Source organism: Plantibacter sp. M259 (assembly GCF_006065115.1).
GTDB lineage: Bacteria > Actinomycetota > Actinomycetes > Actinomycetales > Microbacteriaceae > Plantibacter > Plantibacter auratus.
This window is the reverse complement of record NZ_CP040750.1, coordinates 1479645-1494499: the sequence shown is the minus strand read 5'-3', so window position 1 is coordinate 1494499 and position 14855 is coordinate 1479645. Positions and strand designations below refer to the sequence as shown.

The window sequence follows — 14855 nt, the reverse complement described above, 5'->3', positions numbered from 1 at the left end:
GCCGGGCGTCTGGACGTCCGTGGCCGGTGCCGCCGCTCAGGAGGTGACCGGCGTGTCGCGGCCCTCGATCGCGACACGCCGGAGTGTTCCTGCGTCAGGGAAGCTCCGCCACGGCGGGCACCACACGCGAGGCGGCGATGCGGCGTGCGTACGCGAGTCCGCTGTCCTTGATCGTGCGCTCCTGCGTGTCGTAATCGACCCGCACGATGCCGAACCGCTTGTCGTAGCCGTACGCCCACTCGAAGTTGTCGAGCAGTGACCAGACGAAGTAGCCGCGCACGTCGGCGCCGTCGGCGATCGCGAGTTCCACCTGGTCGATGTGGTCCTGGATGAAGGCGTCGCGGTCGACGTCGTGGATGCGGCCGTCCTCCGCGACGACGTCGTCGTAGGCCGCGCCGTTCTCGGTCACGTACAGCGGCGGCAGCGTCGGGTACTCGCGGCCGAGCCGGACGAGCAGGGTGCGGAGGCCGGCGGGGTGCACCTCCCAGTCCATCGCGGTGCGCGGGAGTCCGCGGCTCGGGAAGGAGATGTCGGGGGAGGCGAGCCACGGCGAACCGGCCTCGCGCTCGGTCGCACCGGAGTGGCCGCCGTCGGCGCCGGAGTCGTCGGGGTGACCCGACACGAGGTCGTCGTGGTAGTGGTTGACGCCGAGGAAGTCGATCGGGGCGGAGGTGGTCTCGAGGTCGCCGTCGTGGACGAGTGTGTCGAGGCCGAGGCCCTCGAGGTCCTGCGCGACGTCGGCCGGGTACTCGCCGAGGACGATCGGTTCGAGGAAGATGCGGTTCATGATGCCGTCGACGCGGCGGGCGGCGTCGATGTCGGCCGGGTCGGTGGGGTCCGCCGGGATCGCATTGGTGAGGTTGAGGGTGATGCCGATCTGCTCGGCACCGAGCTCGCGGAGGCGCGTGGTCGCCAGGCCGTGCGCGAGGTGCTGGTGGTGGATGGCGGCGAGTGCTGCGGCCTCGTCGCGTCGGCCGGGTGCGTGCACGCCGACCGCATAGCCGAGCAAGGAGGAGCAGAATGGTTCGTTGAACGTCGTCCAGTGCCGGACGCGGTCGCCGAGCGCCTCGTAGGTCGCCTCGGCGTAGTCGACGAATCGCAGCGCGGTGTCGCGGTTCGTCCAGCCGCCCTGCTCCTCGAGCGCCTGCGGGAGGTCCCAGTGGTACAGGGTGAGCCAGGGGAGGATGCCGGCGTCGAGGAGCTGGTCGACGAGACGGCTGTAGAAGTCGAGGCCGGCGGGGTTGACGTCGCGGTCGCCCGGCTTGATGCGCGCCCAGCTCGTGGAGAAGCGGTAGGCGTCGAGGCCCAGCTCGGACATGATCGCGACGTCGCCGGCGGTGCGGTGGTAGTGGTCGACGGCGACCTCGAGGTCGTCACCGTTGGCGATCGCGCCGGGCACCCGGGCGAAGGCATCCCAGATGGAGTCCTCCTTGCCGTCCTCGTGCGCTGCTCCCTCGACCTGGGCGGCCGCGGTGGCGGATCCCCAGATGAACGGCGGCAGGATCAGGGCCGGACGGGTGGTGGGCTGGGGGCGTGCGTCATCGAAGCTCCTCGTGGCTGGGTGCACGCCCATGCTATCGCCTGCTGAGAGCGCTCTCATGCTGGTTTTGGGTTGGGTGGGGGTGTGGCGCCAGCGCGGTGCGCTCACGCGAGCGCGGGTCTGCGGCGTGAGCGCGCCCCTCCGGAGGGGCGCGCTCACGTGCTGGGGCCGCGGTGACGCCGATTCGACAGCGCTCACGTCAGCGCACCGCGCTGGCACCCGGATGACCCCTTCAGCGCGGTGCGCTGGCGGCGGTCACCCCTCGCTCACGTCAGCGCACCGCGCTGGCAAACCAGCGAACGAGGCTCAGCGACGGGCGGAGGGATCGACGACGCGGTTGCTCGCGGTGTCGGGCGACAGCTGCGACCCCGCCAGCTCGGCGGCGCGCTGGGCGGCGAGCGACAACTCGTCCTCGGCGTCCTCCGCGGCCTGGGCGTCGGTGCGCTCCTGCAGTGCGGACTTCGCCCGCAGCGGCGGCGCCTTCAGGAACCAGCTCAGCACGAACGCGACGGCGACCACCGCGAAGCTCACCCAGAACACGGTCACGGTCGCGTCCGCGAACCCCGTGAGGAACGGCGCGGCCAGGTCGTGGTTCGCACCGACGAGGAACGAGGTGTCGCCGTCGAGCGCGGAACCGGCCGAGCCGCCGGACTGCACCTTGGAGAGCACGTCCAGGATCCCCGTGTTGGCGGGATCGGAGAGCACGGCAGGGTCCTGCGCCGCAGCCTGGGCGTTCGCGAGCAGCGTCGGGTCCTTGAACGCCGCACCGATCGTGTCGGGGAGTCGCGTGTAGAGCACGGAGAAGATGACGGCCGTGCCCAACGTTCCACCGATCTGGCGGAAGAAGGTCGACGAGCTCGTCGCCACCCCGATGTCGCGTGCCTCGACGGCGTTCTGGCTCGCGATCGTCAGCGTCTGCATCAGCTGGCCGAGTCCGAGGCCGACGAGCAGCATGCCGCCCATCATCCACCAGACCGGCTTGTCGGCCGTCGCGAAGCTGAAGTAGAAGAAGCCGCTCAGGAGCAGGAAGGTACCGACGATCGGGAACGCCTTGTACTTGCCCGTGCGTGCGATGATCTGGCCGCTCGCGATCGAGGAGATCATGAGGCCGAGGATCATCGGCAGCATCAGCAGACCGGACTCGGTCGGCGTCGCACCCTCGACGAGCTGGAGGAACAGCGGCACCGTCATCATCGCGCCGAACATGCCGAACCCGACGAGCACGCCGAGGATGGTCGCGACCCGGAAGGTGGAGTTCTTGAACAGCTTCAACGGGATGAGTGCGTCGTCGCGCATGGCCCGCTCGACGAGGATGAACCCGATGATGCCGGCGACCCCGATGGCGTAGCAGGCGATGGACCCGGCCGAGGCCCAGCCCCAGATGCGGCCCTGCTCGGCGACGAGCAGCAGGGGCACGACGGCGAGGACGACCGTGGCGGCACCCCACCAGTCGATGCGGACGCTGTGGCGCGTGTGCGGGATGTGCAGGAAGCGGAGGACGATCGCGAGCGCGATGACGCCGATCGGCAGGTTGATGAGGAACACCCAGCGCCAACCGGTGATGAACAGCAGCTCGGGGGCACCGGCGAACAGGCCGCCGATCAGCGGGCCGATGACGCTCGAGACGCCGAAGACCGCGAGGAAGTACCCCTGGTACTTGGCGCGCTCGCGCGGAGCCAGCATGTCGCCCATGATCGTCAGCGGCAGGGCCATCAGGCCACCGGCGCCGAGGCCCTGGATGGCGCGGAAGATCGCCAGCTCGTACATCGAACCGGACATGCCGGCGAGGAGCGAGCCGATGAGGAAGATCGAGATCGCGATGATGAACAGCGGGCGGCGGCCGAAGATGTCGGACAGCTTGCCGTAGATCGGCGTCGAGACGGTCGAGGTGATCAGGTACGCGGTGGTGACCCACGCCTGGAGGGCCATGCCGTCGAGGTCGTCGGCGATCGTGCGCATCGAGGTGCCGACGATGGTCTGGTCCAGCGCGGAGAGGAACATCCCGGCCATGAGGCCGAAGATGATGAAGAGGATCTGCCGGTGGCTGAGGACGGGGGCGGATCCCGACGGCTCGGTCGAGGCGGGGGAACTGGATGACATGCGGTCTCGTTCGACTCTGGGCGCGCCGGTTTGCAGGCGCACCGACGTTGGGGATTTTGCGTAGTGTGCAAACTTACACCCGGCGCAAGTTCCGCGGCAACCGCTCCGGTCAGGGCGTGGTGGTCGGCGCTGCGTCGAGGTTCGCGTCGAGCGCCGCGAGGTAGTCCAGGGTGGCGGTGAGTGCCACGTGGGCGTCGTCGAGGTCGAGGTGGAACTGGTACTCGTGGGGGAGTGCCGGCTCGTGGTCCGCGGCCCAGAACAGCTTCGTGACGTCGACGCCCGCGTCCTCGAGCGCCCGGCTCATCGGGACCGACTGCAGCCAGGTGAGCGCGTCGCCGTTCCCGCCGGTGATGAAGGTCGGCGGGAAGTCGGCGGTGACGAAGTCGACCGTCGACATGAGCGTCCCGGTCGACGTCTCCGACCAGTCCTTCGTGCCCGCGTAGGCCCAGAGGGCGGTCTGGAGGCCCCAGGCGCCGATGCCGTCGAGCTCGGCCATCGCCGGCAGGTCGTAGACCCCGCAGTTGAGGATGGCCCCGACGAGCTGGTCGGCCTCGATCCCCGGCGTCATGCCCGACAGCGTCGCGTAGTCCGGGTTGGTCGTCAGGACGGCGAGCTGGCTGGCGAGCTGCGATCCCGCTGAGTCGCCCGCGAGCACCAGGCGGTCCGGGTTCCCGTTCCACTCGGCGGCGTGCTCCGAGATGTACGCGAGGGCGTCGTTGAGTTGGTTCACGGCCGTCGGATAGACGGCCTCGGGAGCGATCGTGTAGTTGACGGCGATCGTCGTGTACCCCGCTGCTGCGAGGATGCGGAGGTAGGGCTCGACGTTGCCCTTCTCGCCGGAGATCCAGGCGCCGCCGTGGATCCAGACGATCGTGGTCAGCGGTTCGGTGCCCGCCGCGGGAGTGAAGACGTCGAGGGTGGTGTCCACCTGTGGCCGGCCGCCGCTCGGTGCCGCGTACGTGATGTCGCGGAACTCCGTGAGCTTCGTGTCGGGGACGTATGGTTCCATCTCGGCGACCGTCGCAGCACCGCCGCGTTCGAACACCGAGCGGATGAGGAGCGCGGACGGCCACGGGGTGATGGCTGCGATGACCGCGACGACGAGGCCGAGACCGATCACGACGGCGGCCGCGGTCAGGAGCCGACGGAACCGCGGGCGCTTCCGGTGCGTCGGCGCGTGGTGTGCTGGCGTCCCTGCGGTCATGGTCGGGCCCCTCGTCCGGTGTGCAAGCCTGTCGACAGTGTGGCAGAGGCGCATGCGCCGTGTCGCGGTTAGGCTCGACGTGTGACCGCAGCCCACCAGCCCTCCCACCGACGCCCGGTTTCGCGGCGCGTCCGACGCAACCGCGTGATCGCGTTGAGCGTCCTGGCCGCCGCGCTCGCGATCCTGCTCGTGGTGCTCGTCGTCAACATCGCCGGCGGCGCCACGCCCACCCCGGCCGCCGCCACGAAGACGCCGAGCGCGACCCCGTCCGTGACCCCGACGCCGACCCCCACGCCGACCCCGACGGAGACGGTACCGGTCGCGCCTCCGGCCCCGCCGGCGTTCGACAAGGCCGCCTACTCGATCGACGACCCGCTGAGCCCATGGGTGGTCGTCAACAAGACCCGGCCGCTGAACCCGGTCGACTACACACCACCGGACCTCGTGTCCGTCCCCGTCGCCCACACGTGGGACCCGCTGTTGCGTGCCGAGGCTGCCGCCGCGATCGTGCAGCTGTTCGACACCGCTTCAGCCGAGGCCGGCCTGTCGCTCGCTTCGAACAGCGCGTACCGCAGCTACTCGAGCCAGGTGTCGGTGTATGACAGCGAACCCGACGATTCGACGACGGCGCGCCCCGGCTACAGCGAGCACCAGACCGGCTGGACGATGGACATCGGTGCCGAGAGCGGCAACTGCTCGCTCAACACCTGCTTCGGCGACACGGCGGAGGGCCAGTGGCTCGCCGCGAACGCCTACCGCTTCGGGTTCCTCCTGCGGTACCCGGCCGACAAGGTCGACGTCACCGGCTTCTCGTTCGAACCGTGGCACTACCGCTACATCGGCGTGCCGCTCGCGACCGAGATGCACAACACGGGCGTCACGACGCTCGAGGAGTTCTTCGGGCTCCCGGCGGCGCCCGGGTACCTGAGTTAGCCCTTCGACAGGCTCAGGGACCGGGGCGGAGCGCGGGGTGAGGCCTAGGCGCCGAGGGCGGCGTCGACGATCTGCTTCGCCTCCGCCTGGACGAGCTTGAGGTGCTCCGCGCCCTTGAACGACTCGGCGTAGATCTTGTAGACGTCCTCGGTGCCGGACGGACGCGCGGCGAACCACGCGTGCTCGGTCACGACCTTGACGCCGCCGATGGCCGCGTCGTTGCCCGGCGCGTGACTGAGCTTCGCGACGATCGGGTCGCCGGCGAGCTCGGTCGCCGTGATGGCGTCGCCGTCGAGCTTGCCGAGCCGTGCCTTCTGTTCCTTCGAGGCTGCGGCGTCGACACGCTCGTACACGGGGTCGCCGAAGCGCTCGGTGAGTTCGCGGTAGAGCACCGAGGGGGTCTTGCCCGTCACGGCGAGGATCTCGGCGGCGAGCAGACAGAGGAGGATGCCGTCCTTGTCGGTGGTCCACACCGAGCCGTCGAAGCGGAGGAAGCTCGCGCCGGCGCTCTCCTCGCCACCGAAGCCGACCGAGCCGTCGACGAGACCGGGGACGAACCACTTGAAGCCGACCGGGACCTCCCAGAGGCGGCGTCCGAGGGACTCGGCCACGCGGTCGACGACCGACGACGACACGAGGGTCTTGCCCACGGCTGCGTCGTCGCGCCAGCCCGGCCGGTTCGCGTACAGGTAGTCGATCGCGACGGCGAGGTAGTGGTTGGGGTTCATGAGCCCGGCGTCGGGCGTGACGATGCCGTGGCGGTCGGCGTCGGCGTCGTTGCCGGTGAGGAGGTCGAACTCGTCGCGTCGTGCGACGAGCGCCGCCATGGCGGAGGGCGACGACGGGTCCATGCGGATCTTGCCGTCCCAGTCGAGGGTCATGAACGCCCAGGCCGGGTCGACGTGCGGGTTCACGACGGTGAGGTCGATCTCGTAGCGGTCGGCGATCGCCTGCCAGTAGTGGACGCTCGCGCCGCCGAGAGGGTCGGCACCGATGCGGATCCCGCTGCGCTTGATGGCGTCGAGGTTGATGATGTGCTTCAGGTCGTCGACGTAGTTGCCGCGGAAGTCGTACGTCTCGACGGCGGACGGTTCTGCCATCTTGACGTCGTGCAGCCCACCGGCGATGAGCTCGTTGGCACGGTTCGCGATCCAGGAGGTCGCGTCGGAGTCGGCGGGTCCGCCGTGCGGGGGGTTGTACTTGAAGCCGCCGTCGGCCGGCGGGTTGTGGCTGGGGGTGACGACGATGCCGTCCGCCTGGTCGCCGTTGCCCTCGGCGTTGTACTTGAGGATCGCGTGGCTGAGCGCGGGGGTCGGCACGAAGTCGTCGAACTCGTCGACCAGGACGCGCACACCGTTGGCGACCAGGACCTCGAGGGCGGTCGTCTGCGCCGGCCCGCTGAGCGCGTGGGTGTCGGAACCGATGAAGAGCGGCCCGGTGATCCCCTGGCCAGCGCGGTACTCGACGATCGCCTGCGTGGTGGCGGCGATGTGGTCCTGGTTGAACGCGGTGTTCAGCGAGGAGCCGCGGTGGCCGGAAGTTCCGAACACCACCCGCTGCTCGGGGATCGAGACGTCCGGCTTCAGCGTGTAGTACGCGTCGATGAGCGACGGGACGTCGATCAGATCTGCTTCGGTGGCGGGGGTACCTGCGCGATCGTTCATCGCACCAGTCTGGCAGGAACGACCGATGTCAGGAAGGCGCTTGACCCGTGGCGAGTGGCGATTCCCACCGGAGATCCGGGAAGCGCGCGAAGTCGCGATCGAGCGTCACGAAGGTCGCCCGGTGTTCGATCGCGAGCGCGGCGTGGGCTGCGTCGGCGACCTGAGGTCCGGCGACACCGGACTCCTGGCACAACCGGACGAAGAGCCTCCAGAACGATGGGCCCGGATGGACCGGTCGTACGCCGTCTGCACGCCGGAGGTCGTCCGCGGATTCGAGTGCTTGCAGGAGCGGCGTCGGCGGATCGAAGATCCGACGATTCGTGACGATCCTGACGTATGCGGCCAGCACGCTGTCGCTGACGCCGAGTGGTTCGTCGGCGGCCACCGCGGATTCGAGCCAGCGGACGAGGGCGAGGTGATTCGGATCGTCGTCCCGGAAGGCGCCCACGAGGACGTTGACGTCCGGAACCTTCACTCGAGTCCGTCCATGATGTCCTGCAGCTGCGCGTTGTTCGTCAGATCGATGCCTGGCCGAGGCCCGCGCCCGCCGCGGAACGGGACGACCTTGTACGGCTCCCGCTCGGGCGGTGTGGCCGCAGCGGCCAGCTTCGCGCGCAGGGCCTCTTCGATGTAGGCGGTCACGGTCTTCCCCTCCTGCGAGGCGTGCTCGCGGACGGCCTCGTAGAACTCGTCGGCGAGTCGGATGGTCGTTCGCATGACCCGAGCCTACGAAGGCGTATGTCGGTATGTCAACGACGCTGTCGGGTTCCATCGGCGCAGGAGTGAGCCGACGCGGATCTGTGGAGCGATCGCTGCCTCGGGTGCCTGTGGAGGGCCGTCGACTAGCGAGTGGCGAGGAGCGCCGCGGCCGAGGCGGAAGCGGAGGCGGTCGTGGAGGTGTTCGTCGTGGATGTGCCCGCACCGGCGCCCGCGGCATCCGGCACGGAGGCGCGCTGGTGGGACGACCCGGGCGTCGTCAGGTCGGCGACCGCGTAGCCCTGACCCGTGACGATGCGCTGGATCGCGTAGAGGCTCTCGGTCGCCGGCCCGAGGTACTTGCCCCGGTCGTCGGCGTTGCTCGACCCGACCGCGTTGTGTCCGTCGACGGCGCCGAGGTGGTCACCATCGCCGAGGGTCAGCCCGTCCGAGCCGAAGGTGGTCGCGCCCCAGGAGCTCGTCGCGGGGTCGGCCCGACCGGATAGGAGCTGGCCGAGGCCGGCGAGGGTGTCGGCGCTCGCCTGGGAGGCGTACACGCGGCTGGCCGGGATGTGCAGATCGTCGATCCCGATCTCCGTCGGGATGCCGGCCGAACCGAGCATGACGAAGTCGTCGACGTGGTAGTCGCCGGACGCCAACGCGAGCGAGGCCGTCGCCGTGCCGTAGGAGTGCGCCACGACGCTCAGCTGTGAGACGACACCGTGCGCGGAACGGACGGCGTCGTATCCGGCGAGCACTCCGGCGAGCAGCGGTGCGCCCTCGACGGCCCGGTCGTTCGACGGCACCTCGAGCGCGCTCGGGCTGTGTCCGCCGATCCAGAGGATCACCGCGCTGTCGGCGGCAGCGGTCTGGATGCGCTTCGCTCCGCGCAGGTAGTCGTCGAGCTCGAGCGCGCTGCTGTTCATCCCGGGGACGAGCACCGTGACGTAGGCGGCGGTGTCAACGTCTCCGACGGCGACCGCGACCCGCGGGGTCCTGAGCCGGCCGCCTGCAGGGTGATGAGGTACTCGGGCTGGAGGCGGGCGGCGATCGCGTCCGGCGTGTACCGGTCGACGAGTAGCTTGATCGCGTCCAGGCGCGACAGGGTCGTGGCGAGCGCCGCCGAGTCCGCCTGCCCGTCGACCTGGTCGCTGCTCACCGTCAGCGAGCGGTAGCTCGCCTCGGTGTCGGCGAGGAGGCCGGCGAGGCGGGAGACGTTGGCCGTCGCCCGGTCCGTGTAGGCGACACCCTCGAGGTTGCCGATGATCGCCGGGTACCCGGTGATGAGCAACGCGCGGTACCCCGGGGTGAGCTCGGTCCACAGTTCGGCGACCTGTGGCGACGACATCGCCGTGAGGGCCGTCGCCGCCGCAGCGAGATCTCCTGCATAGGCCGTCGTGAAGGCCGCGGCCGTCATCGTCGGGACGGAGGAGGCCGCCGGCGCGAAGTCCGTTGCGGAGATCGCGCTCGCACCGGCGGTCGAGGTCTGCGTCACCGTGACGACGCCGGCCAGGATCGCGGCGATCGCGACGGTCATGACGAGCGACTTGACGAGTGTCGCGCGGGCTGCCGAGATCGGTCGGTGGACCCAGGTCGGCAGCGACAACGACGGGAGGCTCCAGGAAGAGCCGAGGCTGAACGCGGCCTCGCCGCCGCCCGCCAGAATCAGTCGGGGAGTGGACCGCGGGGCGGCGTCGGTGAAGACACTCGTCACGTCACTCCTGTTCCTGTCTCAGCCCGTCGGGTGGAGCCTCGCACGACATGGATCGCGCATCGAGATCGGGGAGACGAACGGCCGTGAACTCGCTTCCCGAGACGAGCGGCAGCGCTCAATACACCCTTGTATCCATTGTGGCGGGTAGTGGCGTGATTTGAATAGCTCAAAACGGGGGGTATCGGGGCCGAAATGGCCCGATCTTCCTGGAAATCACCCGAATGTGACCTGGATGGGAGTCAACGGTCGTCCAAGGGCGTGTCGCGAACCACACGGTACGCTCGGAGGCATGCCAGCCGCACCCGCCGACGACGCCCTCCGGAGCTACAGTTTCCTCGGTCCGAGCGGGACCTTCACCGAGGTGGCGCTCGGCCAGGTCGAGGAGGCGCGCGGGCAGATCTGGAAGCCCGTGTCGAATGTCGGCGAGGCGCTCGGCGACGTCCTCGAGGGTCGCAGCACGGCTGCGGTCATCGCCATCGAGAACTCGGTCGACGGAGGTGTGTCCGTGGCGCAGGATGCACTCGCCACGATGCCCGGTCTCCGCATCGTCGGCGAGGTGCTCGTGCCGGTGAACTTCGTGCTCGTCGCCCGCCCCGGAACCCGCCTCGAGCACGTCTCGGTCGTGAACGCACACCCCGTCGCCTACGGGCAGTGCCACCTCTGGCTCGACGCCAAGCTGCCCTCGCACGGACATATCCCGGCGTCGAGCAACGTCGCGGCCGCGGCCTCGCTCCTCGACGGCACCTCCACCGCCGACGCCGCGGTCGCCCCGCCCGGCATCGTGAACCACTACGACCTCGACGTCCTCGCGGAGAACATCGGCGACAACCCGAACGCAGTGACCCGCTTCGTCGTCGTCAGTCGCTCACGGGAGATCCCGGCCAGGACGGGCGCCGATAAGACGAGCCTCATCGTCGAGCTGCCGAACGACGAGTCCGGCTCGCTGCTCGGCATGCTCGAGCAGTTCTCCACGCGAGGCGTGAACCTGAGTCTCATCGAGTCCCGGCCCATCGGCGACGCGCTCGGCCGCTACCGCTTCGTGATCGACGCCCTCGGACACATCGAGGACGAGCGGATGGCGGACGCCCTGCTCGGGCTCCGACGCTTCAGCCCGAACGTGATCTTCCTGGGCTCGTACCCGAGCGCCGATCGCACCGCCGTCGACTACCACTCCCGCTACAACGACGAGGTGTTCATCGAGGCCCGCGACTGGTTGCGCGGGCTGCTGTCGGCGGAGCCGCTCGACGACTGAGCTGTCACGCTCGCGCATAACTCCTGCTGTCGGTCCGCGTCTGAGCTCGGGGACGGCGTGTCAGCGGGATTCGCGGCCGGGTGCAGGAGTTGTGGACGCCGACCGCGGGTCATTGGTGCTTCAGCTGACGATGTCGACCCCGTGACCGCGAAGGCGACGCTGGTCGGCGGTGAGTGAGGCGATGAGCCGCTCGTTCGTCCCGCGGATGTGACGCGCGACGAGCTCAGCCGCGCGCTCGGGGTCGCGCGCCGCGACCGCGTCGAGGATGGCGCGGTGCTCCGAGGCGGCCTGCTCCCGGGCCTCGGGCGTCCGCACCTCGAGCCAGCGGGTGCGGGCGAGCCGGACCATCGCACCGTGCACCCCTTCGGCGAGCAGGTGGTTCGCAGACAGCGCCGCGAGCTCCTCGTGGAAGTCGCCGCCGACGCGGAGCACCGTGTGCCCGTCGTCGGGGCGGGGTTCGTCGAGGAGGGTGCGGATCGCGGCGAGTTGCGCTTCGGACGCGCGTTCGGCGGCGAGCCGGACGCCGCCGGTCTCGAGCGCCTCACGGACCTCGGCGATGAGCCCGATCTCCTCGAGGTCGATTGGGGCGACGATCCAGCCGCGGCCGTCCCGACGCGCCAGTCCCTCGGCCTCGAGCCGGGTGAGTGCGGCGCGCACGGGTGTCCGTGACGCCGCGAAGCGTTGCTCGAGCCCACGCTCGGTGAGCGGCTGACCGGGCGCGAGGTCGAGGGTCAGGATCGCCCCGCGGAGGCGCTCGTAGAGCTGCGTGGTCTGCGTCGGAGTGCTCATCCGTGTTCCCGATCCGGCCGGTGACTCTTGGTATACCAAAATGGTGTACCGTCATGCTAGCAGTGGGAGACACCCAGCGCAGGAAGCGGCACGATGACCGGATCGACACCAGCCCCCGTGGCCCCGGCGACCGCGCGCGGGGCGCGTCCACCGATGCCGAACGCCGGTCGGGCCTGGACCGTCCTCGGGCTCGGCGTCGCCGCGCAGACCGCCGGGACGCTCTTCGTCAGCACCCCGGCGTTCCTCATCCCACTCCTGCACGCCGAGCGGGGCATGTCGCTCGCCGAGGCCGGCGTCCTGGCCGCTGCCCCCACGCTCGGCATGGTGCTGACGCTCATCGCCTGGGGCTGGCTGGCCGACCGCGTCGGCGAGCGCATCGTCATCGCGGGCGGCCTCGCCCTCACCGCGCTGGCAGCCGCCGGGGCGATCGCCGCGGACGGCCTCATCCCCTCGCTCGGCTACGGTCCGCTCGGCATCCTGCTCCTCCTCGGTGGCGCCGCCTCCGCGAGCACGAACTCGGCGAGCGGCCGGATCGTCGTCGGCTGGTTCCCGAAGGACCGCCGCGGCCTCGCGATGGGGGTCCGTCAGATGTCCCAGCCGCTCGGCGTCACGGCGGCCGCGGTAACGGTGCCGTCCGTCGCGGCGGCGTCGGGCATCTCCGCTGCCCTCGTGATCTCGCTCGTCGCGACGGGTGTCCTCGCCGTGGCCTGCACCATCGGACTCCGGAATCCGCCGCGGACCGCCGTGCCGAAGCCGGTCCCGACGGCGACGACGCCGAACCCCGTGGCCGCGCGACCCCTACCGAGGCGACGGCTTCCTCTGGCGCATTCACGCCGTGTCGATCCTGCTCGTGGTGCCGCAGTTCACCCTCACGACCTTCGCTCTGGTGTGGCTCGTCACCGATCAGGGCTGGAACGCACTCGCGGCGGGCGTGCTCGTCGGTGTGGCGCAGTTCGTCGGAGCGATCGGCCGGATCGGCGTCGGGGTGTTGAGCGACCGCGTCGGCAGCCGGGTGCGACCGCTGCGCTGGGTGGCGGTGTCGGCGGTCGTCGTCATGCTGCTCCTCGCCGGTGTCGGGCTGCTGCAGTGGCCGGTGGCGGTCGCCGTCGCGCTCGTCGTCGCCAGTGCCGTGACGGTCGCCGACAACGGGCTCGCCTTCACCTCGGTCGCGGAGATGGCCGGCCCCACCTGGGCCGGGCGGGCGCTGGGGGCGCAGAACACCGGCCAGTTCATCGCCGCGTCGATCGTCGGTCCGGCGGTCGGTGCGCTCATCGGGCTGGTCGGCTATCCGCTCGCCTTCCTCGCGGTCGCGGTGCTCCCGGCCCTCGCGATCCCGATCATCCCGAGCGAGGCCGCGGAGCACGACCACCTCTAGGGCGTCGTCCCACCGGTCCGGTCGGCTCGTCTAGTCGACGTTTGACGGATATCTATCGCGGCTGCCAGGCTTGCCGAGGCCCCACGACGGCCCGTGTACCTCCCCGCCGGCGAGTCGCGCTCCACTGCCTCCGACCACCGTCGAGCGACAGCCGGAGACGCCTGGTCGGCCGATCAGAAAGCACCACAGTGACCGGCACCACCACGTCCACCGACCCCGTCCACGCCGTCGCGGAGGCCGCCCTGCGGCGCAACGCGGGCGAACCCGAGTTCCACCAGGCGCTCCTCGAAGTCCTCGAGTCCATCCGCCCGGCGCTCGACGAACACCCCGAGTACCTCGAGGCGGGCGTCCTCGAACGCCTCGTCGAACCCGAGCGGCAGGTCGTCTTCCGCGTGCCGTGGACCGACGACCGCAATCGGGTGCAGGTGAACCGCGGATTCCGCGTCCAGTTCAACTCGGCGCTCGGCCCGTACAAGGGCGGGTTGCGCTTCCACCCGAGCGTGAACCTGTCGATCGTGAAGTTCCTCGGGTTCGAGCAGATCTTCAAGAACGCCCTCACCGCGCAGGGCATCGGCGGTGCGAAGGGCGGCAGCGACTTCGACCCGCACGGGCGGTCGGACGCCGAGATCATGCGCTTCTGCCAGAGCTTCATGAACGAGCTCTACCGCCACCTCGGCGAGCACACCGACGTCCCGGCGGGCGACATCGGCGTCGGCGCGCGCGAGATCGGCTTCCTCTTCGGCCAGTACCGGAAGATCACCAACCGTCACGAGTCGGGCATGTTCACCGGCAAGGGCGTCGGCTGGGGCGGCGCCGAGGTGCGTACCGAGGCGACCGGGTACGGGACGGTGTTCTTCGTGGACGAGATGCTCGCTGTCGACGGCCGCGGGGTCGAGGGCAAGCGCGTCATCGTGTCGGGCTCCGGGAATGTCGCGACGTACGCGATCGAGAAGGTCCACCAGCTCGGCGGGACCGCCGTCACCGCATCGGACTCCTCCGGATACGTGGTCGACGACGCCGGCATCGACCTCGAGCTCCTCAAGCAGATCAAGGAGGTCGAGCGCGGCCGGATCTCCGAGTACGCCGCCCGCCGTCAGGGCGCCCACTTCGTCGCCGGCGGCAGCGTGTGGGACGTCCCGGGGGAGATCGCGCTGCCGAGTGCGACGCAGAACGAGCTGCACGAACGCGACGCGATCGCCCTCGTGAAGCACGGCGTCATCGCGGTCGCGGAGGGCGCGAACATGCCGTCGACGCCCGAGGCCGTGCGGGTGTTCCAGCAGGCCGGCGTCCTCTTCGGCCCGGGGAAGGCGGCGAACGCCGGTGGCGTGGCGACCTCGGCGCTCGAGATGAGCCAGAACGCCGCCAGGCAGCGGTGGTCCTTCGACGACAGCGAGGTGAAACTCCGCGGCATCATGCACGGTGTGCACCGCGCCGCCTACGAGGCCGCCGAGCGCTACGGCCGGCCGGGCGATTACGTCGTCGGGGCGAACACCGCCGCGTTCGTCAAAGTCGCGGACGCGATGCTCGCCCAGGGCGTCATCTAGCCCCGCCCTGTCCCCGACTCAGGAGTGCTCCGGCGCGTCGAGCT

14 protein-coding genes and 1 pseudogene are annotated in these 14855 nt (G+C 70.2%); 5 read left to right on the top strand and 10 right to left on the bottom strand.

From position 1 onward, the window contains the following. Positions 1–94: 94 nt before the first annotated feature. The 3 genes from FGL15_RS06820 to FGL15_RS06810 form a co-directional block, all read right to left on the bottom strand. Positions 95–1573, bottom strand: a complete 1479-nt coding sequence (locus FGL15_RS06820) for a GH1 family beta-glucosidase (protein WP_138945472.1) — start codon at positions 1571–1573, stop codon at positions 95–97. A gap of 273 nt (positions 1574–1846) precedes the next feature. After that, on the bottom strand, positions 1847–3640 hold the full coding sequence (locus tag FGL15_RS06815; protein WP_138945471.1) for an MDR family MFS transporter: 1794 nt from the start codon (positions 3638–3640) through the stop codon (positions 1847–1849). 109 nt (positions 3641–3749) lie between these two features. Then, positions 3750–4844, bottom strand: coding sequence for an alpha/beta hydrolase (locus tag FGL15_RS06810; protein WP_138945470.1), 1095 nt, complete (start codon positions 4842–4844; stop codon positions 3750–3752). A gap of 81 nt (positions 4845–4925) precedes the next feature. On the opposite strand from FGL15_RS06810, the gene FGL15_RS06805 reads away from it, so the two are divergent. Then, complete coding sequence (locus FGL15_RS06805; protein WP_240773830.1) at positions 4926–5777, top strand: M15 family metallopeptidase; 852 nt, start codon at positions 4926–4928, stop codon at positions 5775–5777. Positions 5778–5821: 44 nt separating this feature from the next. On the opposite strand, the gene pgm is transcribed toward FGL15_RS06805, so the two are convergent. From pgm to FGL15_RS20775, 5 genes are all read right to left on the bottom strand, one after another. Further along, positions 5822–7441, bottom strand: coding sequence for a phosphoglucomutase (alpha-D-glucose-1,6-bisphosphate-dependent) (gene pgm, locus FGL15_RS06800; protein ID WP_138945469.1), 1620 nt, complete (start codon positions 7439–7441; stop codon positions 5822–5824). Between the two features lie 28 nt (positions 7442–7469). Beyond that, positions 7470–7916, bottom strand: coding sequence for a TA system VapC family ribonuclease toxin (locus FGL15_RS06795; protein ID WP_138945468.1), 447 nt, complete (start codon positions 7914–7916; stop codon positions 7470–7472). Beyond that, complete coding sequence (locus FGL15_RS06790) at positions 7913–8158, bottom strand: ribbon-helix-helix protein, CopG family (protein ID WP_138945467.1); 246 nt, start codon at positions 8156–8158, stop codon at positions 7913–7915. The genes FGL15_RS06795 and FGL15_RS06790 overlap by 4 nt, the downstream gene beginning before the upstream one ends. Positions 8159–8283: 125 nt before the next feature. Beyond that, positions 8284–9078 (bottom strand): alpha/beta hydrolase, encoded by a 795-nt coding sequence (locus FGL15_RS06785; protein WP_240773828.1) that lies wholly within the window; start codon positions 9076–9078, stop codon positions 8284–8286. Then, positions 9060–9851 (bottom strand): hypothetical protein, encoded by a 792-nt coding sequence (locus FGL15_RS20775; RefSeq protein WP_138945465.1) that lies wholly within the window; start codon positions 9849–9851, stop codon positions 9060–9062. The genes FGL15_RS06785 and FGL15_RS20775 overlap by 19 nt, the downstream gene beginning before the upstream one ends. A gap of 289 nt (positions 9852–10140) precedes the next feature. On the opposite strand from FGL15_RS20775, the gene pheA reads away from it, so the two are divergent. Next, a complete protein-coding gene (pheA, locus tag FGL15_RS06775) occupies positions 10141–11103 on the top strand; it encodes a prephenate dehydratase (protein ID WP_138945464.1) in 963 nt (320 codons plus the stop codon). 120 nt (positions 11104–11223) lie between these two features. On the opposite strand, the gene FGL15_RS06770 is transcribed toward pheA, so the two are convergent. Both FGL15_RS06770 and FGL15_RS20770 read right to left on the bottom strand, forming a co-directional pair. Then, on the bottom strand, positions 11224–11892 hold the full coding sequence (locus FGL15_RS06770) for a GntR family transcriptional regulator (RefSeq protein WP_138945463.1): 669 nt from the start codon (positions 11890–11892) through the stop codon (positions 11224–11226). Between the two features lie 56 nt (positions 11893–11948). Beyond that, positions 11949–12230: a hypothetical protein gene (locus tag FGL15_RS20770; protein ID WP_240774011.1), complete on the bottom strand. Its 282-nt coding sequence runs from the start codon at positions 12228–12230 to the stop codon at positions 11949–11951. On the opposite strand from FGL15_RS20770, the pseudogene FGL15_RS21220 reads away from it, so the two are divergent. The 3 genes and pseudogenes from FGL15_RS21220 to gdhA all read left to right on the top strand — a co-directional run. Further along, positions 12166–12609 (top strand): annotated as a pseudogene (locus tag FGL15_RS21220) (MFS transporter); the annotation flags it as partial. The gene FGL15_RS20770 and the pseudogene FGL15_RS21220 sit on opposite strands and share 65 nt — an antisense overlap. Positions 12610–12727: 118 nt before the next feature. After that, positions 12728–13267, top strand: a complete 540-nt coding sequence (locus FGL15_RS21215; protein WP_255467641.1) for an MFS transporter — start codon at positions 12728–12730, stop codon at positions 13265–13267. A gap of 188 nt (positions 13268–13455) precedes the next feature. Next, positions 13456–14811, top strand: a complete 1356-nt coding sequence (gdhA, locus tag FGL15_RS06760) for an NADP-specific glutamate dehydrogenase (protein WP_138945462.1) — start codon at positions 13456–13458, stop codon at positions 14809–14811. Positions 14812–14855: the final 44 nt, after the last annotated feature.

Bases quoted from the DNA above. Each gene is read 5' to 3' on its own strand.
- FGL15_RS06820 (WP_138945472.1), bottom strand. From the start codon at position 1,573: ATGGGCGTGCACCCAGCCACGAGGAGCTTCGATGACGCACGCCCCCAG.
- FGL15_RS06815 (WP_138945471.1), bottom strand. From the start codon at position 3,640: ATGTCATCCAGTTCCCCCGCCTCGACCGAGCCGTCGGGATCCGCCCCC.
- FGL15_RS06810 (WP_138945470.1), bottom strand. From the start codon at position 4,844: ATGACCGCAGGGACGCCAGCACACCACGCGCCGACGCACCGGAAGCGC.
- pgm (WP_138945469.1), bottom strand. From the start codon at position 7,441: ATGAACGATCGCGCAGGTACCCCCGCCACCGAAGCAGATCTGATCGAC.
- FGL15_RS06790 (WP_138945467.1), bottom strand. From the start codon at position 8,158: ATGCGAACGACCATCCGACTCGCCGACGAGTTCTACGAGGCCGTCCGC.
- pheA (WP_138945464.1), top strand. From the start codon at position 10,141: ATGCCAGCCGCACCCGCCGACGACGCCCTCCGGAGCTACAGTTTCCTC.
- FGL15_RS06770 (WP_138945463.1), bottom strand. From the start codon at position 11,892: ATGAGCACTCCGACGCAGACCACGCAGCTCTACGAGCGCCTCCGCGGG.
- FGL15_RS20770 (WP_240774011.1), bottom strand. From the start codon at position 12,230: ATGAGCGTCAGCACCATGCCGAGCGTGGGGGCAGCGGCCAGGACGCCG.